General features: G+C 47.8%; 20 protein-coding genes. 10 read left to right on the plus strand and 10 right to left on the minus strand.

Annotated features, from left to right (window positions below; all coding sequences use genetic code 11):
• Positions 1-46: 46 nt before the first annotated feature.
• Positions 47-1,321, minus strand: a complete 1,275-nt coding sequence (gene tviB, locus VPR01S_RS06855; protein ID WP_021704576.1) for a Vi polysaccharide biosynthesis UDP-N-acetylglucosamine C-6 dehydrogenase TviB — start codon at positions 1,319-1,321, stop codon at positions 47-49.
• 16 nt (positions 1,322-1,337) lie between these two features.
• Positions 1,338-2,378 (minus strand): Gfo/Idh/MocA family protein, encoded by a 1,041-nt coding sequence (locus VPR01S_RS06860; protein ID WP_021704577.1) that lies wholly within the window; start codon positions 2,376-2,378, stop codon positions 1,338-1,340.
• Positions 2,379-2,773: 395 nt separating this feature from the next.
• On the opposite strand from VPR01S_RS06860, the gene rfaD reads away from it, so the two are divergent.
• The 6 genes from rfaD to VPR01S_RS06890 all read left to right on the plus strand — a co-directional run bounded on the left by rfaD (position 2,774) and on the right by VPR01S_RS06890 (position 9,743).
• Positions 2,774-3,718 (plus strand): ADP-glyceromanno-heptose 6-epimerase, encoded by a 945-nt coding sequence (gene rfaD / locus VPR01S_RS06865; protein ID WP_021704578.1) that lies wholly within the window; start codon positions 2,774-2,776, stop codon positions 3,716-3,718.
• Between the two features lie 73 nt (positions 3,719-3,791).
• Complete coding sequence (locus VPR01S_RS06870; protein WP_021704579.1) at positions 3,792-4,958, plus strand: nucleotide sugar dehydrogenase; 1,167 nt, start codon at positions 3,792-3,794, stop codon at positions 4,956-4,958.
• A gap of 151 nt (positions 4,959-5,109) precedes the next feature.
• Positions 5,110-6,096: a lauroyl-Kdo(2)-lipid IV(A) myristoyltransferase gene (lpxM, locus tag VPR01S_RS06875; RefSeq protein WP_021704580.1), complete on the plus strand. Its 987-nt coding sequence runs from the start codon at positions 5,110-5,112 to the stop codon at positions 6,094-6,096.
• A 31-nt stretch (positions 6,097-6,127) separates the two neighbouring features.
• Positions 6,128-7,174, plus strand: coding sequence for a lipopolysaccharide heptosyltransferase II (waaF, locus tag VPR01S_RS06880; RefSeq protein ID WP_040902332.1), 1,047 nt, complete (start codon positions 6,128-6,130; stop codon positions 7,172-7,174).
• Positions 7,171-8,445, plus strand: a complete 1,275-nt coding sequence (waaA, locus tag VPR01S_RS06885; RefSeq protein WP_021704582.1) for a lipid IV(A) 3-deoxy-D-manno-octulosonic acid transferase — start codon at positions 7,171-7,173, stop codon at positions 8,443-8,445. Before waaF ends, waaA begins: the two co-directional genes overlap by 4 nt.
• A gap of 5 nt (positions 8,446-8,450) precedes the next feature.
• Positions 8,451-9,743 (plus strand): O-antigen ligase family protein, encoded by a 1,293-nt coding sequence (locus VPR01S_RS06890; protein WP_162147558.1) that lies wholly within the window; start codon positions 8,451-8,453, stop codon positions 9,741-9,743.
• Between the two features lie 7 nt (positions 9,744-9,750).
• On the opposite strand, the gene VPR01S_RS21940 is transcribed toward VPR01S_RS06890, so the two are convergent.
• The 6 genes from VPR01S_RS21940 to VPR01S_RS06920 all read right to left on the minus strand — a co-directional run bounded on the left by VPR01S_RS21940 (position 9,751) and on the right by VPR01S_RS06920 (position 16,169).
• Positions 9,751-10,797 (minus strand): capsular polysaccharide synthesis protein, encoded by a 1,047-nt coding sequence (locus VPR01S_RS21940; RefSeq protein ID WP_021704584.1) that lies wholly within the window; start codon positions 10,795-10,797, stop codon positions 9,751-9,753.
• A 3-nt stretch (positions 10,798-10,800) separates the two neighbouring features.
• Positions 10,801-11,664 (minus strand): glycosyl transferase, encoded by an 864-nt coding sequence (locus VPR01S_RS06900; RefSeq protein WP_156008679.1) that lies wholly within the window; start codon positions 11,662-11,664, stop codon positions 10,801-10,803.
• Positions 11,665-11,730: 66 nt separating this feature from the next.
• Positions 11,731-13,560: a DUF3413 domain-containing protein gene (locus VPR01S_RS06905; RefSeq protein ID WP_021704586.1), complete on the minus strand. Its 1,830-nt coding sequence runs from the start codon at positions 13,558-13,560 to the stop codon at positions 11,731-11,733.
• Between the two features lie 24 nt (positions 13,561-13,584).
• Positions 13,585-14,163 (minus strand): YrbL family protein, encoded by a 579-nt coding sequence (locus tag VPR01S_RS06910; RefSeq protein WP_021704587.1) that lies wholly within the window; start codon positions 14,161-14,163, stop codon positions 13,585-13,587.
• 7 nt (positions 14,164-14,170) lie between these two features.
• Positions 14,171-15,277, minus strand: coding sequence for a glycosyltransferase family 4 protein (locus VPR01S_RS06915; protein WP_021704588.1), 1,107 nt, complete (start codon positions 15,275-15,277; stop codon positions 14,171-14,173).
• A gap of 187 nt (positions 15,278-15,464) precedes the next feature.
• The gene (locus tag VPR01S_RS06920) at positions 15,465-16,169 is read right to left on the minus strand and encodes a 3-deoxy-D-manno-octulosonic acid kinase (RefSeq protein ID WP_081693127.1); all 705 of its coding nucleotides are present in this window, start codon (positions 16,167-16,169) and stop codon (positions 15,465-15,467) included.
• 123 nt (positions 16,170-16,292) lie between these two features.
• Here VPR01S_RS06920 and VPR01S_RS06925 point away from each other — a divergent pair, with 123 nt between their 5' ends.
• Genes VPR01S_RS06925 through coaD form a run of 4 tightly spaced genes read left to right on the plus strand, consistent with a single transcriptional unit; the run spans position 16,293 to position 19,702 of the window.
• Positions 16,293-17,411, plus strand: a complete 1,119-nt coding sequence (locus tag VPR01S_RS06925) for a glycosyltransferase family 9 protein (protein WP_021704590.1) — start codon at positions 16,293-16,295, stop codon at positions 17,409-17,411.
• Entirely contained in the window at positions 17,408-18,190 is a 783-nt protein-coding gene (locus VPR01S_RS06930) for a glycosyltransferase family 2 protein (protein ID WP_021704591.1), read from the plus strand. Before VPR01S_RS06925 ends, VPR01S_RS06930 begins: the two co-directional genes overlap by 4 nt.
• Positions 18,187-19,230: a glycosyltransferase family 4 protein gene (locus VPR01S_RS06935; RefSeq protein WP_021704592.1), complete on the plus strand. Its 1,044-nt coding sequence runs from the start codon at positions 18,187-18,189 to the stop codon at positions 19,228-19,230. The genes VPR01S_RS06930 and VPR01S_RS06935 overlap by 4 nt, the downstream gene beginning before the upstream one ends.
• Positions 19,211-19,702 carry a pantetheine-phosphate adenylyltransferase gene (gene coaD / locus VPR01S_RS06940; RefSeq protein ID WP_040902335.1) on the plus strand — a complete coding sequence of 164 codons (492 nt, stop codon included), beginning with the start codon at positions 19,211-19,213 and terminating at the stop codon, positions 19,700-19,702. The genes VPR01S_RS06935 and coaD overlap by 20 nt, the downstream gene beginning before the upstream one ends.
• A 19-nt stretch (positions 19,703-19,721) precedes the next feature.
• Here coaD and VPR01S_RS06945 read toward each other — a convergent pair whose 3' ends face one another.
• Both VPR01S_RS06945 and mutM read right to left on the minus strand, forming a co-directional pair.
• On the minus strand, positions 19,722-20,729 hold the full coding sequence (locus VPR01S_RS06945; RefSeq protein WP_021704594.1) for an NAD-dependent epimerase: 1,008 nt from the start codon (positions 20,727-20,729) through the stop codon (positions 19,722-19,724).
• Between the two features lie 35 nt (positions 20,730-20,764).
• Complete coding sequence (gene mutM, locus VPR01S_RS06950; protein WP_021704595.1) at positions 20,765-21,601, minus strand: bifunctional DNA-formamidopyrimidine glycosylase/DNA-(apurinic or apyrimidinic site) lyase; 837 nt, start codon at positions 21,599-21,601, stop codon at positions 20,765-20,767.
• Between the last annotated feature and the right edge of the window lie 3 nt (positions 21,602-21,604).

Genomic DNA, 21,604 nt, shown 5'->3' on the forward strand with positions numbered 1-21,604 from the left:
TAACTAGAAAGAGAGGAGAACGTATTATTCTCCTCTATATTATTCATTATAATCGGATATCAGCCTGATCTTTAGGCAAAACGTGCTTAACATCATAGATGACATGCTCATTTTTTCCGAGACTTCTCAAGAAATCACTTCCCATCTCTTTTGTCTCTGTATGATCAACAGCTAGTATAATTGCATCATAAGTATTTTTAACAAGATTTTCCGTTAACTCTATACCGTACTCTGAAAGAACTTCTTCTTTAGATGCCCAATTATCATAAACGTCAACCGACATATTAAAGTCTTTTAGCTCTTTGTAGATGTCGATTATTTTTGTATTTCGTACATCAGGACAATCACCTTTAAAGGTGAATCCCATAATCAATATTTTGGCTTCGTCAATATGGATTTTTTTACTGGCTAACTTTTTAACAAGCTGTGTAGCCACATATTCTCCCATACCATCATTAATTCTTCGGCCCGCCAAAATCACTTCAGGTCGATACCCGACTTCTTGCGCCTTGTGTGTTAAATAGTATGGATCCACACTAATACAGTGCCCACCTACAAGTCCTGGTTTAAATGGCAAGAAATTCCATTTAGTACCAGCAGCCTTCAATACTTCTTCTGTATCAATGTTTAATTTATTAAATATCTTTGCAAATTCATTGATAATGGCAATATTTAAATCACGTTGAGTATTTTCAATTACCTTTGCAGCTTCTGCTACTTTAATTGACGAGGCTTTATGTGTACCCGCATCAACTATTGAGTCATAAACCGAATTAACAAAGTCTGCGGTTTCTTCTGTTGACCCCGAAGTGATTTTCATTATTGTAGTTAAACGATTAACTTTATCTCCAGGGTTAATACGCTCAGGGCTATAACCAGCAAAGAAATCCGTATTAAATGAAAGGCCTGATAACTTCTCGATAATAGGGATACAGACTTCTTCAGTTGCTCCAGGATAAACCGTAGATTCAAAAACAACCACATCTCCCTTAGAGATAACTTTTGAAATAGCTTCAGAAGCTTTTTTTAATGGTGTTAGATCTGGTGTATTGTCTTCTGTTATTGGTGTTGGTACAGTCACCACATAAAAGTTACAATCTTTTATGTCTGCAAGTTCACATGTATAACTTAACAAAGGTGCGCTTTCTAATTCTTGCTGAGAGCACTCTAAAGTACTATCCACTCCTTGTTGTAATTCAACGACTCGTTCATTATTGATATCGAAGCCTATAGTCTTATATTTTTTTCCAAATTCAACAGCAAGTGGTAATCCAACATAACCTAAACCAATAATACCAATATTTAGATTTTCCAATTTCATTTTATTTTCCGAACAGTTATAAATTTAACGGCAAACCAATTTCTTTATTATCTCGAGCCGAACGGTACGTACTTATTAGCAATTCGAGAGATTTAAGTCCTTCCCGACCATCAGTTTCAGGATCTGCTTTACCTCGAAGAACATCTGCCACATTTTGGAAATAAGGTGGATGGCCAAAACCATATACAGAAGTTGTTTGATAGTTGGCGCTGTCGATTTCTGAGTCATAATCTCTTGAATCTTCAAAAGTCCATTCTTGAATCTCATTCACGGCCACACCGCCAATACGAACAGTACCTTTTTCGCCAAGAATTGTAATAGAGCCTTCGAGATTCTTCGGATATGTGCACATAGTGACAGCCATAGAGCCAAGCGCTCCATTTCGCCACTTGATGTTCACAACACCTGTATCTTCAACTTCAATGTCACGATGAGTTGATGTCATAGCGTGTATCGTTTCTACAGGCCCTATCAACCAATGCATTAAATCCACATAATGAGTCGCTTGATTCATGAAAGCTCCGCCATCCATGTCCCAAGTACCAGACCACTTAGCCCTGTCATAGTATTCTTGTGGGCGGGTCCAAAATACATTTAAATGCGCCATATATATTTGACCGAAACGCTTTTCGTCAACAGCACGCTTTAGCAACTGTAACGTAGAGTTTCGACGATTTTGCTTGACCACAAAAAGTCGAACGTTGGCTTCATCACAAGCCTTCACCATTGCTAAACCATCTTCCCATTTGGTTGCCATTGGCTTTTCGGTAATAACATGGATATTTGCTTTGGCCGCTTTTATTGCTTGCGAAGAGTGCAAACCGCTGGGCGTACACAATGTAACCAAATCCAACTCTTCATTAGACAGTAAGTCATCAATGGAGCTATATCCTGGTACACCATACTGGGCCTTATGAGCATCCAATACTTCGTCATTATTGTCGCAAACAGCCACTAATTCGTATTCGTCACTGAGTTGTTCGATAGATCCGAAATGGTTTTTGGATATTCTGCCGCAGCCGACAACAGCAATTCTAATTTTTTTGTCAATGGTCATATGATTTACTTCTTGTGAGATTAAGTCTTCTAGCGAGCCAAATATAGTTTAAAGGCGTTATCATAACGATGCGCCTTGCATAAAAGTCGGACTCTGATCAAAGTACCGACTAACTCGTCGGTATTGCATATACTACTTCCGACCAAACACAGCATACTTTTTTGGCACGCTACCGCCCTTGAGTGAAGCTCTCAATTGCATAGTTTATCGGGTACACGTTGCTACAACGTCTGTATAAAAAATCGCTGAATTCTACATCAAACAGGGCAAAAACGCTAACAGGAATCAAGGGGAGATCCCTCCATTTTACCAAGTCAATAGAGCGTGCAATCATAGAGTGATATACTCTTGATATAAAAATCTGAACTTGATAATGAACATTTAGAGGACTAAAGATGATCATCGTAACTGGCGGCGCTGGCATGATCGGCAGCAACATTGTAAAAGCGCTCAATGAGCAAGGCATAAACGACATTTTGGTTGTCGACAACCTGAAAAATGGCCGCAAGTTCCAAAATCTGGTGGATCTCGACATTGCTGACTACATGGACCGCGATGACTTTCTGACTCAAGTTATGGCAGGAGACGATTTCGGCCCGATCGAAGCCGTTTTCCACGAAGGTGCCTGCTCAGCGACGACTGAGTGGGATGGTAAGTACATGATGCTCAACAACTATGAATATTCCAAAGAGCTGCTGCATTACTGCCTAGATCGAGAAATTCCATTTTTGTATGCTTCGTCTGCAGCAACCTACGGTGAAACAGATACCTTTATTGAAGAGCCTGAATATGAAGGCGCCTTGAATGTCTATGGCTACTCTAAACAGCAATTTGACAACTATGTCCGTCGTATCTGGCAAGATGCGCAAGAACACGGTGAAACCTTGTCTCAAATTACTGGTTTCCGTTATTTTAACGTGTACGGCCCGCGCGAACAGCACAAAGGCTCGATGGCCTCTGTCGCTTTTCACTTCAACAACCAAATGAATGCTGGTGAAAACCCGAAATTGTTTGAAGGCAGCCAACAGTTTAAACGGGATTTTGTCTATGTCGGAGATGTCGCCGCGGTCAATCTTTGGTTCATGCAAAATGGTGTGTCGGGCATTTTTAATTTAGGCACGGGAAACGCAGAGTCTTTTGAAGAGGTTGCGAAAGCGGTAATCGCCTTCCATGGCAAAGGTCAGGTAGAAACCATCCCTTTCCCTGAACACCTTAAGGGCGCGTATCAAGCGTATACTCAGGCAGATCTAAGTAAACTGCGGACAACAGGCTGCGATCACCAGTTTAAGACTGTTGCTCAAGGTGTAGCTGAGTATATGTTACTGATTAACAAAAAATAAGGTTATGGAAATATAAATTCCATAACCTTTCGATATGATTTACTAACAAAGATTTTACTGGTTGGAGTGTACTTTGAAAATTGCAGTTGCGGGAACGGGATACGTCGGCTTATCTAACGCCATGCTATTGGCTCAACATAACGAAGTCGTAGCGGTCGACATTATCGAAGAAAAAGTGAACATGTTGAACCACAAGCAATCACCTATCGTCGATAGTGAAATTGAAGATTTTTTGGCGAATAAGTCACTCAACTTTACGGCGACATTAGATAAAGCAGAAGCCTACCAAGGTGCAGACTACGTCATCATCGCCACTCCAACCGACTATGATCCTCAAACGAACTATTTTAATACCTCTTCAGTAGAAGCGGTGATTAAGGAAGTGATAAGTATCAACCCAACGGCGGTAATGGTCATAAAATCGACTATTCCTGTAGGGTACACCGAGCGAGTCAAAGCCGAAATGGGTTGCGACAATATCATATTTTCTCCCGAGTTCTTGCGTGAAGGTAAAGCATTGTACGACAACCTTTATCCTTCACGCATTATTGTCGGTGAGCAAAGCGAACGCGCGACTACGTTTGCTCAGCTGTTGGTTGAAGGCGCTGAAAAGCTAGATATCCCGGTACTATTTACCAATTCAACTGAAGCTGAGGCAGTTAAGCTGTTCTCCAACACTTATCTGGCAATGCGAGTTGCTTACTTTAATGAGCTGGACTCCTATGCCGAGGCACACGGATTAAGCTCTCGCCAGATTATCGAAGGGGTCAGTCTGGACCCGCGTATTGGTGATCACTACAACAACCCCTCCTTTGGATACGGCGGTTACTGTTTGCCAAAAGACACCAAGCAGCTTCTGGCCAACTACGAAGACGTGCCGAATAACATTATTGGCGCAATTGTGGACGCCAACCGTACCCGTAAAGACTTTGTCGCTGACTCGATCTTAAAACGCAGCCCAAAAGTGGTGGGTATTTATCGCCTGATTATGAAGTCCGGTTCCGACAACTTCCGCGCCTCTTCCATTCAGGGCATCATGAAGCGTCTGAAGGCCAAAGGCGTTGAAGTGATTGTGTATGAACCGGTGTTGAAAGAAGACCATTTCTTTAACTCACGAGTCATCACCGACTTGGAAGCGTTTAAACACGAGGCCGACGTGATCGTTTCTAACCGAATGGCGGAAGAACTGAGTAATGTCTCCGAGAAGGTCTATACCCGCGACTTATTCGGTAGTGACTAAGCCTAACATTCTACAGAGACTCTACACATGCCGGCGCCCTCGTCGGCATGTTTTTATGTCCGCTAGGAAGCACAAATAAAAAGCTGTTATACTCAGCCTCAATTAACCAGAGATTACTCTTCACGCCCTTAATCCATCTGTCGAGATCTTTATGTCTTCTTCTCCACGTAACGACTTTGATCCTCTAGCGTACCACCCGCGTTTCGAATGGCACTTTCTGTCACCGAAATATTGGGGAACCTGGTTACTCGTCATCTCGTGTATTCCACTGGCGCTTTTGCCTCACAAACTGCGTTACTGGCTGTCAGCACGAGTTGCCCAGCTCTTGGTATCCAAACGCAAAGGCACCACGCTCAACGCCTGGGTCAATCTGGAGCTGTGCTTTCCGGAAAAATCAGAGCAAGAACGCGAAGCTATTCTACTGGAAACTCTCACCACCGCTGGCGTTTTTCTTACCGGGTTCGGCCGCCTCACATTACGAGGAAAAACGTGGCTCAATAAACAATGTGAGATCCGCGGCTTAGAGAACATCAAGAATCAAATAGACAACGGTCAGAACGCCATTCTACTGGTGCCGCACACTTGGGCAATTGATATTCCAGCGATTTTGCTCGCCTCAAAAGGTATGCCCGTGTCTGCGATGGCCAAAAAGCAGAGCAATGACGTGCTCGACTGGTTAATGCACCGTCAACGCGTGCAGTATGGCGGACGCGTGTATGAGCGCAGTGGCGGTGTTAAACCGTTTATCAAGTCCGTCCGGGATGGTTACTTAGGCTATTATCTTCCCGATCAGGATCACGGACCAGAACACAGTATCTTTGTCGATTTCTTTGCTGCAACTAAGGCAACACTACCAGGGTTGGGCAAACTGGCGAAGGTCAGCCGCGCGGTGATTATTCCGGTGTATGCCATGATTGATGCAAAAAGTGGCAAATACATCGTTGATATCCACCCTGCGTTTGAGCAGTTCCCGACCAGCAGCGAAGCTGAAGATGCCCGCATGATGAATGCGTTTATTGAACAGCGGGCAGGGCAATATCCAGAACAATACATGTGGATTTTGAAGTTACTCAAAACCCAACCCGATGGCGTTAATTACTATCGATTAGCCAAACAAAAGCAAAAACAAGCAGGCTAAACCAGAAACCGTATCGAGAACGATGGAAGCAATGGAAAAAACACTGATTATCGGCCCCTCCTGGGTTGGCGACATGGTGATGTCACAGGCACTGTACAAGCGCCTTAAAGAGCTCTATCCAGAGATGCAAATTGACGTGCTGGCGCCAGGTTGGTGTAAGCCTATTTTGGAGCGCATGCCCGAAGTCACTCACGCGATAGAGATGCCAGTTGGTCACGGTGAGTTCAATTGGAAAGCGCGCCGTGCGCTGGGTAAACAGCTGGCCAAGCAACACTATGATCACGCCTACATTCTGCCTAATTCGGCGAAATCTGCCTTGATCCCCTGGTTTGCAGGCATCCCAAAACGCACCGGCTGGAAAGGTGAACTAAGGTACGGTTTGCTCAACGATCTGCGTCCAAATAAAAAAGACTTTCAATTTATGGTCGAGCGCTATGTCGCACTGGCGCACCCCAAAAAAGAGATGACAGATTCCACTTCGCTGGGTGGGTTAAATACACTACCAAAACCCCAACTGGCGATCGATGCTGAGGTTCAGCAAGCTACATTAGATAAATTTGGTTTAAACAAACTAACCTCGGTTATTGGCTTGTGCCCAGGTGCCGAATTCGGACCAGCAAAACAATGGCCGGTGGAACATTACGCTCAGGTTGCAGCATACGCAGCGAAACACGGTCAGCAAATTTGGCTCTTTGGCTCAGCCAAAGATCAACCGACCTGTGATGCCATCCAGCAGAGCATGCCGGTTAAATACCATTCCCAAGTACATAATTTGGCGGGGAGCACCAATCTCATTGAAGCGGTCGACCTGCTCGCAGCTTGTGATACGGTCATCAGTAATGATTCTGGTCTGATGCACGTCGCGGCTGCGGTCGGGTGCCATGTGATCGGCGTTTATGGCTCAACGTCGCCCGATTACACCCCGCCGCTGTCGGATAAAGTCGATATTGTCAGTACCAATATTGAATGTCGCCCCTGCTTTAAACGCGAATGTCCGCTCGGCCATTTGAAATGTTTGAAAGATTTATCACCACAGCGTGTGATTGAGCACTTACCCGCGAATAAAACAAGTTCATGATCCGGTTTTTATATACGTTGGCACTGATTGCCATTTCACCGATATTGCTGTTTGGCCTGTATCGGCATAAACCCAACAAACCTAAGTTCGGCTCTCGATGGAAAGAGCACTTTGGCTTAACGCCTAAACTCCAGCACAATGGTCGCCCTATCTGGATTCATTCCGTCTCTGTCGGGGAAAGCATTGCCGCGATTCCGCTCATAAACGCCCTCAAGGCACAATATCCAGAACAAGCCATTGTTGTGACCACGACAACCTCTACCGGGGCGGAACAAATTGCGAAACTTGGGACGTTGGTTGAACACCGTTACATGCCTTTGGACTTTAGTTTTGCGGTAAAAAGCTTTATAAACCGAATCAAGCCGCAAAAGCTTTTGATCATCGAGACTGAGCTGTGGCCCAATACGCTGGCGACCGTAGCCAAACACAACATTCCCACGATCGTGGTGAATGCGCGGCTTTCTGAAAAATCTTTCCGTAACTATCAAAAAGTGCAGCCCTTATTTAACGATATCAGCAAGCATCTGACGTTACTGCTGTGCCAACATGACAGTGACAAAGTACGCTTCCAAAAGCTCGGCATTGACGCAGACAAGCTCAAAGTGACCGGATCTATCAAATTCGATATCCAAATCTCGCCAGCCGTTCGCCAGAGCGCAAAACAACTGAGGGAAGCCCTGGGCAGTGAGCGTCCCATATGGATCGCGGCCAGTACTCATGAAGGAGAAGACGAGTACGTATTGGGCTCCCATCAACAGCTCATAAAGCACAACTCGGATATACTTCTTATTTTGGTTCCCCGACACCCGGAAAGGTTCGACAAAGTGTATGAACTGGCTAAAAGCAGATCATACAATGTTGTCCGTCGTTCAGAGAACTCTCCGGTCAGTTCGCAAACACAAGTGTACCTTGGAGATACTATGGGAGAACTGCTCATCATGTTAGGGGCGGCCGATGTATGTTTTATGGGCGGCAGCTTGCTCGGGGAAAAAGTGGGTGGCCACAATATTCTGGAGCCTCTGGCGATGGGCGTACCAACCATCACCGGCCCTAGCTACTTTAACTTTCAGGCAATCGTTGATGAACTTAAAATGGACAATACTGTCACAGTTATCAATAACCAAGACAAACTTAGCCAAGCAGTACTTAATAAGTTAAGCAACAACACATCAAATACTGAATGGCAGTCAGGCACTAGCCCGATTGAAACTACATTGAAGTACGTATTCACTGGAATGCCACATTCCTCGCACCAAAACGAAAACCGGTAATGTCCATGTCAGATTCCAAACTGTCTCGGCTGTCGCTCACGTATTTTGTGAATTCCAGAGGATATGAAATCGTCATGTTCTCTATCTGTATTTTGTATACGTTAACGGCGATCCCTCGCTTCGAACTGAACGAACTGTTCAAGAACCTTATTATCATCGGTAGTCTGCCAGCACTGTTTACAAAAGTTTTGAGAAGGGAAGATAACAACGCGATCTTCTGGGTTTTTCTTCTGTCTTTTGCAGTGCAGATTGCCAGCTGGATGAATTCACTGCGAGTTATCCCTGACTTAGCTACCTCTTACCCGCAAATCAAGTTTCTTGCCGCCTTGTTTCTATTTGTTTTTATTGCATTTTGGGTCAATGGCAATAAAAGCAGAGTGCTACTACTTTACGCCTCTTTGGTACTCAGTTTTATATTCACCGCGTGTTATCACAATTTCCTGCACAATAGCTTCGCGCAGGGGCTCTCTGGTCAGCGAGTGGACTTTGCAATGGACAACGCACAGTTTACCTCTATGCTGTCGGTGGTGGTGGCAGCACTGACCGCTTATATCGTTACCCAACTGCCTAAAAACCGATACAAACCAGTGGCATATTTAATCAGTGGTAGTGTCATCCTATTTGCGTTGTTTGCATTGATCATCAGTCAAAGCCGCCAGGTCTGGCTGGCCGTCGTCGTGGTTGCACTGCTTTCACCTTTGATTTGCTACCGCTCGTTCAACTATAAACGTACGCTAGCGATCTACGTTTTACTCGCTGTTTTGGGTAGCTCTCTATTTAACATCAGCTTTATCCATAAGCGTGTCATAACTGAATCTGGTGTCATCGAGAAAGTGGTTGAGGGAGACTGGGACAACATTCCTATGACCAGTGTCGGGATTCGTATAAACTCATGGCTTGAAGCCAGCAAGTGGATCATTAACAGCCCATTGTTCGGCACGGATAAAGGTTCGGTAAGACAGGTAATCAAGACATCAGAGAAGTTCCAAGCCCAACCTCGTACAGCAAATTACGGTCATCTACACAATTTCTATTTGGAAATGCTGGTGGCATACGGTTTATTTGGCTTGCTTTTTGTGGTGTTATTCTACCGAACCATCATTTCAAACGTCGTTCAGCATCAATCGTACCCACAGCAAGTGTTTCTGTTTTTATTCCTGATATTTTGGGCCATCATCAACTCATTTGAGTCCTACAACACCAAAATGCTGGGCCTTTACGCGCAAAATATTGTTTTAGCCGGTCTTTTTACGTACTCATTGCCAAAGCTCAAAAATAATGTAAAGCCTCGGGAATAAATGCCCGTCAACCTGATGTCTTTGCCTTATCCAGCAAAGACATCAGATGCTCTCGCCTAGCTAAAAACAGGGTCTCACTCTGATACGTCCCTTTATAAGTTTGTTTGGACACCACCGAACTCAGAAATGCCTGGTGTTCGGTCTCATGAATCGCATGCGCATTCGGTAAGTCATAAAATGCCTGTACCATGTCAGGGGAGTAGAACTTACGCAGTGCCTCATTAAAAAAATACCCCACTGTAAAATATGGCATGAACCCAACCTGTTCCGCTTTATACACAGTGTCCGCGTACAACGTATTCCGACAATTGCGCGTCACGCCGATTTTCTCCATCATCTTTCGTTTATTCGATGTAAATAAACTTCGCTCTCGTGGTTTGAACACATAGTCCAGGAACAACTTTAGGGTATGACGAGTCACCGGAGATTGCTTAGGCGCGGCAAGAAACCAAGCCTCGATCGGACGAGTTGGATTGGTATTATGTCGAAAACTGAAAAACGCATGACGCGCCATCGCATCTGGCAACCAGTTATCGAGAGGCTCAAGACAAAATGTCGTCGAATCCGCCCAGACTCCGCCAAAACGAGACAACAAATACAGGCGTAGAATGTCGGCCTTTGCCGCCATACTCAACCTGATAGTCGATAAGCGAAAAGTAGCATTAAAATCAAAGCCCAACACCTCTGATAAATTGCTATCTGTCAACACGTTCACGTCATAGCCTGGATTCAGTTCTCGCCAGGAACGAATACTCAGTTGTACAACTTCGGGAGCAGTCTCAATGGGGGTATTCCAATACAGCCAAATCACCTTCGGCATTTGTGAGGATGGAAATACGTCAGAATCGCTGGTTGGCAGTTTTAACTGGCGTAACGCCGCGTGCGACTCTTCAATTGCCATCGCCTGGCTTTCTGTGCGATTGCCCTGTTGCAGTAAGTTGATATCAAAGGCTCGATTGTAAGCTTGGCTTAAAAAACCAAACCGCTTTCTCAAGCCAATACACTTGTTTTCAAAGAAAGCACTCTGAATGAACTGGGAAAAAAGGTGATTCATTGTTTATCGAAGACTGTAATTAAAATGGTTAAGTACCGCTTTGAGCTGAGAATCGTTTCGCCCACGGTCAACATTAAGCTTGTTCAAACCATTATCCTGATTATTAGCAATCTGAATAAAATGCTTAAAACAACGTCCTTGAGCTTTCCGGATCTCCGTCCCTTGTAATTTGGCCATAACATACAACCAAATATCATCGGCATGAGGGCATAACTGCATGAACAAGGATTGATCCGTGACGGCCTGAGACAATGAACCTGGTGGATACAAAATCGCGCCACACCCTGTAAGGAAAAGATGATCACTTTGTTGGCTGACTTCTTTATTCCAGTGCTTATAAGGTTGCACTTTACCTTTCTCAAACGTTATCTCGTGAGCTCGATTACCCAAAATCGCCTGAGGGTATTTTTGATGTTCACGTAATAAGTTTTCAATGGTGTCATGAGGATAAATGATATCGTCATCCAGTGTGATGACGATGCTTTCCGGACATAGCTCCAGCGTCGGCACGATCTTTTTATAGCTGCGCGTATCCGGACAAAAGCGCACTTCCAGGCCAAAGTCTAGACGCTGCTTTAAGGTGACTGGCAGCTCATCAGCCGTTAATTCATCCTCTGCCAGCCAGAGAATGACGCGATTCGGCTTCACGGTTTGTTGCGCAATTGATTCCAGCACCAGGTACACATCGTAAATGCGCTTAGAATATGAAGTCAGGCTGACGACCACGGGCTGTTCAGCGATTTTATCACTTTGTATGAGCGGTTTAAGCTGGTATGACGCATGGTGATACTCGTGCACAAGCAGTGACTCTTTGATTAGAAGCGCCTGTTTTGCCAGCTCTTTTCTTCTCTTTTTCTTAAAAAACACTCTGTACATCTCCGCGAGCCGTTTGATTACTTACAAGGCCACATATGTTCGGTTGGCCAAAAGTTGTTACTTCAAATAGCGACTGATGTGCTCAAGCGCACCCGTCAGTTGTTCTGAATTAAGAGGTCTGTCAGTCGGTCGATTGCGTTTATCCAGCGATTCGTACCCCCCAGCGGTATTCACTTCCAGAATAGAGTCCGGCGTAATAATGCCATATCCGCTGTACTTTGAAGACATGATCCAACCACGTTGTTTAAACGGACCAAATAAGTCTTCCCCGGTCGAATAGTCCGTCAAAGGGTTCGCCACACCAAGATAATTCACCATCAGCGTCGGAACCACATCCTCGTGGGAACTCAATGCATTTAAATACTGAGCATTGGCCAGCTTTTTCACATCCGGCGCCACAATGATAAACGGCACTTTCACCTGAGGATCGGTAAAGTTACTGTTGTGCCCCCAGAAGTTCAGCTTGTTGTCGTTGAGCTCCTGACCGTGATCTCCCGTGATGATAATCACTGTATCGTCCAGTTTGTCCTGAGCTTTAAGGGTATCCACGACTTCTTTGACCAGACTATCAACATAATGTACCGAGGTTTTATAACGATTAAATAACGGCGTCGGATCGGTCTCATTATTCAACGCCAGATAATTCAACTCATCCAGCATTGGTTCAAACTTATGCGGATAGGTCGCCGGGAAATCATACCCGTGTGGCGCATCATAAAACAGGAAAGAAAAAGCCGGTTTAGCATGGTCTACGTTCTGATACCAGTTTTTCCAGTCATCGGTGAGATTACGATCTTTTACCGACGGACTGTCCCCTTCTGAGCGAATACGCAGATCGGGAACATTGCGAAAAACCGTGCGATTGAACTCCGGCTTAATTAACTGAGCCGACGTAAATATCCCCATCTGATAATTGAGCTGTTGTAAGCGGTCAATCAATACCGGAGAACGCTGGTTGGCCAGAAACGCGTGCCAGTATGTCCCCGGCATCCCATAAAACAAACCAAAGATACCGGTGCGCGTCGCGTTACCCGTCGAAATGTGGTTTTGATATGTCACGCCTTGCTGAGCAAGTTGCCAGATAGTCGGCGACACCGCCTGGCTGAAGGTATCGTAACGCCAGGAGTCGATCACCAGGAGCATAATGTCTTTCGGGCGCGTCAACGGCATGGTTTGCAGAGGATTAAGAGGATAATTCAGATCCCCTTTATTCGACAATTTGAGACTCTTCTCCTGCTCAATCGCGTCTAAATCGACCCAGCCAAGCTTTTTCATCAATGAATTGGCAGTCAGTGGGTAATACAGAGGCAGATAACGCTTAACCATCGAGACCGGCTGATACGCATTCGCCACCGCCCAGGCGTGAATCAGGTTTGCCAGAACAAAGACACTGACTAACGTCCAGCCCAATTTTCGGCCGAGTTTGGCAGGGATGCGTTGCTGACGTTTTTCCAGGTAGGCTAGCGCGGTGTATTCAATCAACAATGTGGCAACAAAGCCCCCGAGGGCCATCAGCCAGGTAACCAACGGGAATGACACAATGTCACCCGCCAGAATGAGTCCGACAACAACTGAATTAATGTGGAAGCGGTATTGGGCAAACACAATGGTGTCGATGAACAACACGCTGATCCCCAGCGCCGCGATAATGGCCATGCTTACACGGCGGGCTCGTTCAGGCAGAAATAATAACGGCCACAACACCAACGCGAATAGCGCCACCAACAAGGACATCTGACCCAGTGTTGATAGTACCGCAAACAGCGCGGATAGCGGGGTAAATGATTCGGTCGGGAAAAAAGCAAAAAAGCGGGCCGCGATCAACGACGCCAACATAGCGTTAAGCAGGACAAACCAGCCCAATACGCTCCATTTCGATTTGTTCATAGATCATCTCTTTATAAAACAGCGTTATGACGTTTGTTGCCGTTTAAAGTGAGGTTTGAGAGTCCGTTCCATAAACTCGCGCCACTTGCGTTCGATTTTCCGTTTACCGAAGTAGCGAATATAGTTAGCCAGCGGGATCAGCTCCGCTCCACCAAAACCGTCAATCATCATGACTTTAATTTGATTGTCATCTTCAACCACTAACATGTTGCTCATGACCAGATCACATGGAATCACGTTGTATTCCAACAGATAGTCTTTTAATAACTGCATTGCCTGCCAAAAGGCGGCTTGCTGGTCCGTATTGAGCGGTTGTTCCAGATAGTAACGCAAATCAAGAGGCGGTGTGCCCGATGGGTTGGTCACCAACTCTTGTTCCATACCGATATAGTCATCAGTTTCAATGACCTGATAAAACGCTGGAATGTGAGTGAATGCCACGCCGCGTTTCAACAGGTACTGCAAATAGCGGATCTCACGCCGGCTCTGCTTTGCTTTGTGTTTACGACTGACTTTGATACATCGGGTCGGATCGTCCGGATTCTGGAAGCAAACTCGCTCATCCCCCCGGCCAATCACTTTCCATTGGGTAAAATCTTGCATTAAGCACTCATTTATTGTTGTACACCGACAGGATCTGCTGGTAGTTCTTCTCCATCACGGCATCCACATCCAGTGTCAGCGCCAATTCGCGACACTGACGCTGAATATGCTCATCGTCTTTATAGTTCGCCCAGTGTTGCATCGCTGCCGCCAGTTCATCAAACTGAGTCGCTGCGGATATGACGGTCGACACATGCGGCTGCAATACTTCTTTGGCACCACACTGTTCGGTTGTGATCACAGGAGTCCCACAGGCCAGCGCCTCAATGACCGTGAAGCCAAACGGTTCATAGTGAGCCGGCAACAGATAGCAATCGGCCAGGGAGAAGTAGAGTTCAGGCTGGCTCTGCGCTCCGAGAAATGCACACTGCGCTTCCACTCCTAGCGACTTCGCATACTGCTTGTACTCCCCTTCACTGTTTTCCCGTCCAGCAATCAATAAGTTGGCTGGAAAGTTCAGGCGAGCCAAAGCTTCCAGTGCGCTCTTCAGCCCTTTTCGCTCATACCCGGTCCCCAGAAACAGAAACGTCGGCAGAGAAAAATCCAACCCTAACTGTTGTTTTAACTGACTGACCTGCCCGTGATAGCGCTCAGCATCAAAACGTTTGGTATCGACAAAATTGTGGATCACCGAAATCTTATCACGAGGCACCTGATAAGCCTCACTGATCTCGGCGGCACTTTTGTATGAGTTTGCCACGATATGTCTGTATGCGTCCGGTGCCATCGCTTTTTGCTCAATTTTCAGCGATACCTTGTCCTTCCAGCGAAGTTTCTGACGTCCGGAAGCTTTGAGGAAATGAAAATGCGTGCCGCCACCGATCCGCAGCATATCGTGTGTCCAGGTTTTGCCCAGCCCATACACAAAATCATAGTCCGATGCCTTGACATGCTTGTCTACCGCCTTGGCAAACTGCCACATCCGGTGCGCTTTGCCGAGTCCAAACGGGCGCAGCTCGACAAATTTAATAGCAGGATGAGAAGGTTCAACATGAGAGCGGCAAATAATAGTCACGTCTTCACCCTGCTCAGCCAGATAACGGGAAAGGTGGTTAAGGAATAACTCTGTGCCACCTGACTTGGCGTGACGCATATGAATTAATGCAATTTTCATTTAGGATTTTGCCCCGGTGAAGGCAGCCTGCGGCCGGTAAAAGGTGAGTAAAAATATACATGAGTTACCCCACCTTTACAAAACAGCCACCAACCCGGTTTGACCACCCACAGCCGCGAATCAGCCAGCCGAGTGCGTAAGTTCGCCTCTCAGCCATCATGGTAGAGCTACGGCTGAGGAGACTGACTCAGTCTCTGGAGTAGCCCGTAAGGATGGCCTGCCACTGCGCTGGTTGCCAGTGGATACCTGCGCGCTGCTGCTCTTTAATAAAAGAACGCTTGAGACGCTCAAGGTTAGCGGCTTTCCAGCGTTCACCGCGCTGAGCGGCACATTTATCAAAGTCGATCAGCCACACCTGCTGCTGGTCATCAAGCAGAATGTTGTGGATATTAAGATCAGTGTGATTAACCCGCGCGTCGTGCATACGCCGAATCATCTGCCCGATGCTCAGATACAACGCTTCGTCCAGCGGCTGTCTTTGCAATACCGACACCAAGTCACGAGCATGGGGAATTTTTTCACTCAGCAAATCGGCCTGGTAAAGTAAACCGGTTCGCACTGCTCGCGCGGCAATCGGACGCGGCACGTTCACGCCGGCCTGGCGCAGCCGCTGCAATAAATCAAACTCAAGATAGCTGCGAGTGGACGTCCAGCCACTGAACCAGTAGTGGTCGTTGACCAACTTGCCAAACAACCCGCCACGCCGATAGTGCCGCAGCGCCGCAGCCAGCTTTTCGGTTTGCACGAACCATGTAGTGCCACGCCCTTGCGCGCTGCCTAGGATTTTGTTTTGAGCTTGCCAAAATTGCGGGTCAAAACAGTGATGCGGGTCTTCAGACAACAACTGTTCGTCATACCAAATCATCTGATTCTTTCTTTGCTGTGTTTTCACATCGTTGCCTATGCAGTTGCAGCCGGTAAATGAGCGCCGACGAGGTCATATTGACAGAGGATTTTACATTTTCTCACCCTATCTGCATAATTCCTGTTAGCTTTTTCTACTATGAAATATCGAATGACCCTGTTCTCATCCGCTCCAAAGTCTATCTGTGTCTTGCGCCTGTCTGCCATTGGCGACGTGTGCAATACCGTTGCAGCCGTTCAGGCGATTCAGCGCGCCTGGCCGACCACGGCCATTATCTGGATAACCGGGAAACTGGAAGCCCAGTTGATTGACGATCTGCCCGGTATCGACGTGGTGGTGTTTGACAAAAATCGCGGCTGGCGAGCCTACCGTGATCTGTGGAATCAACTGAAAGGACAGCAGTTCGATGCACTGCTGCACATGCAGTATGCTTTGCGCGCCAGTGTCGCCACATTGGGCATTAAAGCTCGCTATAAGCTTGGTTTTGACGCCAACCGCGCTCAGGACTTCCAGATGCTGTTTACCAATGTGAAGGTGCCCTCTCCTCAGGCACCGCATGTCCTGGATGGTTTACGCGCTTTCGGTACGCACCTGGGGGTCACAGACATGACTCCAAGGTGGCATATCCCCTATTCGGGGAGTGACAGACAGTGGGCGCAGCAGGCACTCAGCCCCGACCAAAAGAATCTGGTCATCGTACCGGCGGCCAGCAAAGCGTATAAGAACTGGACAGCCGAAGGCTATGCCGATGTGATCCATCACGCCCAGACTCTGGGCTTTCACATCACCTTAGCGGGCAGCCCGGCAAAGGTGGAAGTGGATCTGGCCACAGCTGTGGAAAGGCGACTCAGCCAGCCCGTAACGAACTTGGTCGGTCAAAGTAGCATTAAGCAGATGTTGGCCCTGCTGGATAGAGCGGATCTGGTGATTGCCCCAGATACCGGCCCGGCCCATATGGCCAATGCCATGAATACACCCGTGATTGGTCTTTACGCCCATCATAATCCGGACCGTACCTGTCCATACCAGTATCGCGAATACGTTGTCTCCGCCTATGACGAAGCGATTCAAGCCGAACACCACAAGCCGATCAGCGAGTTGGACTGGCGTACCCGAGTCAAAGACAAACACGCAATGCAGCGCATCACGTCCGACCAAGTGATCGCCATGCTGGACAAAGCCGTGCAAGATTTCTCTATACTTACCATCGACCATTCCAAGCTGAGCGCGGATCGCGCCAGTGAACACAATCAAAAGGCACACGAGTGAGTAAACCAACCTTAGCGGTCACGTTGATCGTCAAAAATGAAGCCCGTCATCTTCAGGCCTGCCTGGAGAGTGTTTGTGAATGGGTCGATGAAATCGTGATCCTCGATTCGGGCAGCACCGACAACACCGAAACCATCGCGCGTCAGTTTACCGATAAGTTTTTCACCAGTGCAGACTGGCCCGGGTTTGGCCCTCAGCGACAACGCGCGCAAGCCTATGTGGAATCGGATTTTATCCTGTGGCTGGACGCCGACGAACGCGTCACTCCCGAACTCAAAACGGATATTCAAACCGCAATAAGCCAACACTCCGGCGATACGCTCTATCGAATCAACCGTCTCACCACCGCGTTTGGAAAAGAAATTCGCCATTCCGGTTGGTCTCCGGACTGGGTAGTACGTTTGTACCGGACTCAGGACACGCACTACAACGATGCTCTGGTGCATGAAAGTGTGATGATCCCTGATGGTTTTAGCGTGACGTCGCTTAACGGCCGCCTCAAGCATTTTACCTACGAGCGTTTGAACGAATACACGCGCAAAACTCAGCAATACATGCAGGCGTGGGCCGATCAACGCGAAGGTCGCAAACGTTCTTCTCTCGCGGGGGCGGTGATGCACGGACTGTTCCGCTTCCTGAAAATGTACGTAATCAAACGTGGTTTTCTTGATGGCAAGCACGGTTTTCTGTTGGCGGTACTGAGCGCCAATACCACCTTTACCCGCTACGCCGATTTGTGGTTGCGTGAGTACGTCAAACAACAAGGCAACAAGCAATGAACATCTGCCATGTGAATCTGGCCTCCGGTTACCACGGTGGCGAAAATCAAACCCTACAGCTGATCAAACAACAGATAGAGATGGGTTATCAACTGACGGTCGTTGCCAATCCGAAAAGCCCGTTTGCCGATGCCATTCGGCAACTCGACTGTCAACTGGTGCTGGCCAAAAACTATTTCCAGGCACACGCGAGGTCCGTCACCGACGGCTGTAGCCTGATCCATGTACATGAAGGGCGAGCCATTTATTGGGCGCTGCTCCAAAATGTACTCCATGGCGTCCCTTACATCGTGACCCGTCGCATCGACAACAAAATGAAGAAGAAGTGGCTGGCGAATATGGCATACCGTCGTGCCACGGCCGTGGTCGGTCTCAGCCGTGAGATAGTCCGACGAATCAGTGAAGCATACCCCGTGCTGACCACCTATCAGATCCCGAGTTCGCCAGTCAGCTATCCGGTCGATGAGACTGAGGCGGCCAGTATTCGTCAACGCTTTGAAAATAAACACTTGGTGATTCATGCAGCTAACATGCTGACACACAAAGGGTTTGATGTGACGATTGAAGCAGCTCGCCGCTTGGAACAAAGCCATCCTGAGATTCATTTCGCGCTGTTGGGTGACGGCAAAGAACGCGCCACATTGGAAACCCTGGCAACCGGGCTGAGTAATCTGAGCTTTGTGGGCAAACAATCCAATATGGGCAGTTGGTTTCGCGCGGCTGATCTGCAGGTTCACCCTTCGTATACTGAAGGCCTCGGCTCAGTGATTCTCGAAGGTCTGCACAGCGGCCTGCCCGTGATCGCAACCAATGCCGGCGGCATTCCGGATATCATTGAAGACGGTGTTTCGGGCCGCTTGATCGAGCCGGGTGACGCCGCAGCACTGGCAGAGGCAATCGTGCAACTCAGTCAGAACGAAGCGCTACGCCAGCGTTTGCTCGCTGGCGCTCAACACAAACTCAAAGATTTTTACATCGAGCACACCGCTCTGCTGTATCAGGACATTTATCAGAAGGTTGATGCATCTTATGGCCAATAAAGTCATTTACCCGGGCACCTTTGACCCGCTCACCAACGGACATCTGGATATCATCCAACGCGCGGCAGCCATGTTTGATGAAGTGGTGATCGCGGTGGCAGCCAGCCCATCCAAAAACACCATGTTCACGCTGGAAGAGCGCGTTGAGCTGGCCAGACAGGCCACGCAGCAATTTGGCAATGTCAGTGCAAAAGGTTTCAGTGGACTACTGGTTGATTTTGCCCGTGATGAAAAAGCCAACTTGTTGGTGCGCGGTCTGAGAACCACGGTCGACTTTGAGTATGAATTTGGCCTGACCAACATGTACCGACGCCTGCTGCCAGGACTGGAAAGTATCTTTCTTACCCCAGCAGAAGAATACGCTTTTATCTCTTCCACCATCGTACGGGAAGTGGCAATTCACGGCGGAGAAGTGGCCGGATTCGTTCCGGCCGCCGTGGCAGAGGCCCTCAAAACCAAGATACAAAAATAGAGGGTCTCCCCTCTATTGTTTAATCGATGGAATAATAGCGTTTGTACCAGTCGACAAATGCTTTTACTCCTTGCTCTACCCCAACCTGGGGACGATAACCAGTCGCCTTGAACAAATCCTCGGTGTCGGCATAGGTGACGTACACATCGCCCGGCTGCATCGGGAGCATATTTTTCTGCGCTCGCACCCCGAGCGCAGACTCTAACGCCTGGATGTAATCCATCAGTTTGACCGGACTACCGTGCCCAATATTGTAAACCCGGTAAGGCGCGGAACTGGTCGCTGGTGTCCCCGTCTCGACGCTCCAGCCAGAGTCAGGCTGCGGCACCACATCTTTGATGCGCATGATACCTTCCACAATATCGTCGATATAGGTAAAGTCACGCAGCATATCACCGTTGTTGTACACATCGATCGCTGCACCGCTGAGAATAGCTCGAGTAAATTTGATCGGAGCCATATCCGGACGCCCCCAGGGACCATAGACCGTAAAAAAGCGCAGACCTGTGGTCGGGATACCATACAGATGCGAGTAGGTGTGCGCCATCAACTCATTGGACTTTTTGGTGGCGGCGTACAAAGAGATGGGGTGGTCGACACTGTCTGAAGTATTAAACGGTGTTTTACAATTGAGACCGTATACCGAACTGGAGGAAGCGTACACCAGATGCTGAATTTGATGGTGTCGACAGCCTTCCAAAATGGTCAGGTGACCCACTAAATTACTGTCCGCGTAAGCCATCGGGTTCTCAATTGAATAACGGACACCGGCTTGCGCCGCCAGATGAATCACTTTATCAAATTTTTCGTCCACAAACAGACGGGCCACGGCTTCGCGATCAGCAACGTCCAGTTCCAGAAAGGTGAAATGCTGGTGTGCCACACGGGCTAAACGCGCGTCTTTCAAACGCACATCATAGTAAGCATTGAGGTTATCGATCCCGATCACTTCATGGCCTTCAGCGCACAAACGTTCAACCACAGCCGACCCGATAAATCCAGCAGCGCCTGTTACTAAAAACTTCATCCGTCAAATCCTTTTAATGGGCAACTGTTTGTATACTAACCTTTTTTGTTCGGAGTTTCCGCTCTTAGCTGGCATCGGGGACAAAAAAACGAATTGCGCTGGCCAATTTTCAGCTCTTCAATCGGGGTGGTACATCGTAAGCACGGCTGTCCTTTTTTACCGTAGACCTGCAACTCCTGAGCAAAATAGCCCGGTTTACCATCCGCCTGAGCAAAGTCTTTCAGAGTAGTTCCGCCCTGCGTGATCGCCGTCTCCAGCGTCTGCCTGATCAAAGGTACCAGGCGCTGCCAGTCGGAAAGCGTCAGTGTACCTGCTGGTGTCAGCGGATGAATACCGGCCTTGAACAACGACTCATTGGCGTAAATGTTGCCGACGCCGACCACCACTTTGTTGTCCATAACGAATTGCTTCACCGCCACCTTTTTGTTAGCGGCCTTTTCCAGCATATACTCTGGCGTAAAGACCTCACTAAGCGGCTCCGGCCCCATGTGGCCGAGTACCGGATGCTCAGTACCCGGTTCACTGTATAACCAGGCACCGAAACGGCGTGGATCGTTGTAACGCAGTACTTTGCCATTGGTCAGCGTCAGATCCACGTGATCGTGTTTACTCGGTGCAAACTCACCATCCAGTACCCGCAACGATCCGGACATACCAAGGTGAACAATGGCGCAACCGGCATCCGTTTCGATCAGCAGATACTTCGCCCGGCGGCTGATCTGACGCACCACCTGACCTTCAAGCGCTTTCAGCTCGTGCGGGATCGGCCAACGCAGCTTAGGAGTACGGAAAGTAAAACAACGGATCGTCTGGCCGATAAGATGCGGGCTGATCCCCATCCGGCTGACTTCAACTTCTGGTAATTCAGGCATGGG

The organism is Vibrio proteolyticus NBRC 13287, from assembly GCF_000467125.1.
In the GTDB taxonomy this organism is placed as follows: domain Bacteria; phylum Pseudomonadota; class Gammaproteobacteria; order Enterobacterales; family Vibrionaceae; genus Vibrio; species Vibrio proteolyticus.

Coding starts and splice junctions, on each gene's coding strand:
- rfaD (WP_021704578.1), top strand. CDS start 2,774: ATGATCATCGTAACTGGCGGCGCTGGCATGATCGGCAGCAACATTGTA.
- waaA (WP_021704582.1), top strand. CDS start 7,171: ATGATCCGGTTTTTATATACGTTGGCACTGATTGCCATTTCACCGATA.
- tviB (WP_021704576.1), bottom strand. CDS start 1,321: ATGAAATTGGAAAATCTAAATATTGGTATTATTGGTTTAGGTTATGTT.
- waaF (WP_040902332.1), top strand. CDS start 6,128: ATGGAAAAAACACTGATTATCGGCCCCTCCTGGGTTGGCGACATGGTG.
- lpxM (WP_021704580.1), top strand. CDS start 5,110: ATGTCTTCTTCTCCACGTAACGACTTTGATCCTCTAGCGTACCACCCG.
- VPR01S_RS21940 (WP_021704584.1), bottom strand. CDS start 10,797: ATGAATCACCTTTTTTCCCAGTTCATTCAGAGTGCTTTCTTTGAAAAC.
- VPR01S_RS06945 (WP_021704594.1), bottom strand. CDS start 20,729: ATGAAGTTTTTAGTAACAGGCGCTGCTGGATTTATCGGGTCGGCTGTG.
- VPR01S_RS06890 (WP_162147558.1), top strand. CDS start 8,451: ATGTCAGATTCCAAACTGTCTCGGCTGTCGCTCACGTATTTTGTGAAT.
- VPR01S_RS06905 (WP_021704586.1), bottom strand. CDS start 13,560: ATGAACAAATCGAAATGGAGCGTATTGGGCTGGTTTGTCCTGCTTAAC.
- VPR01S_RS06910 (WP_021704587.1), bottom strand. CDS start 14,163: ATGCAAGATTTTACCCAATGGAAAGTGATTGGCCGGGGGGATGAGCGA.
- VPR01S_RS06935 (WP_021704592.1), top strand. CDS start 18,187: ATGAACATCTGCCATGTGAATCTGGCCTCCGGTTACCACGGTGGCGAA.
- VPR01S_RS06925 (WP_021704590.1), top strand. CDS start 16,293: ATGACCCTGTTCTCATCCGCTCCAAAGTCTATCTGTGTCTTGCGCCTG.
- VPR01S_RS06915 (WP_021704588.1), bottom strand. CDS start 15,277: ATGAAAATTGCATTAATTCATATGCGTCACGCCAAGTCAGGTGGCACA.
- VPR01S_RS06860 (WP_021704577.1), bottom strand. CDS start 2,378: ATGACCATTGACAAAAAAATTAGAATTGCTGTTGTCGGCTGCGGCAGA.
- coaD (WP_040902335.1), top strand. CDS start 19,211: ATGCATCTTATGGCCAATAAAGTCATTTACCCGGGCACCTTTGACCCG.
- mutM (WP_021704595.1), bottom strand. CDS start 21,601: ATGCCTGAATTACCAGAAGTTGAAGTCAGCCGGATGGGGATCAGCCCG.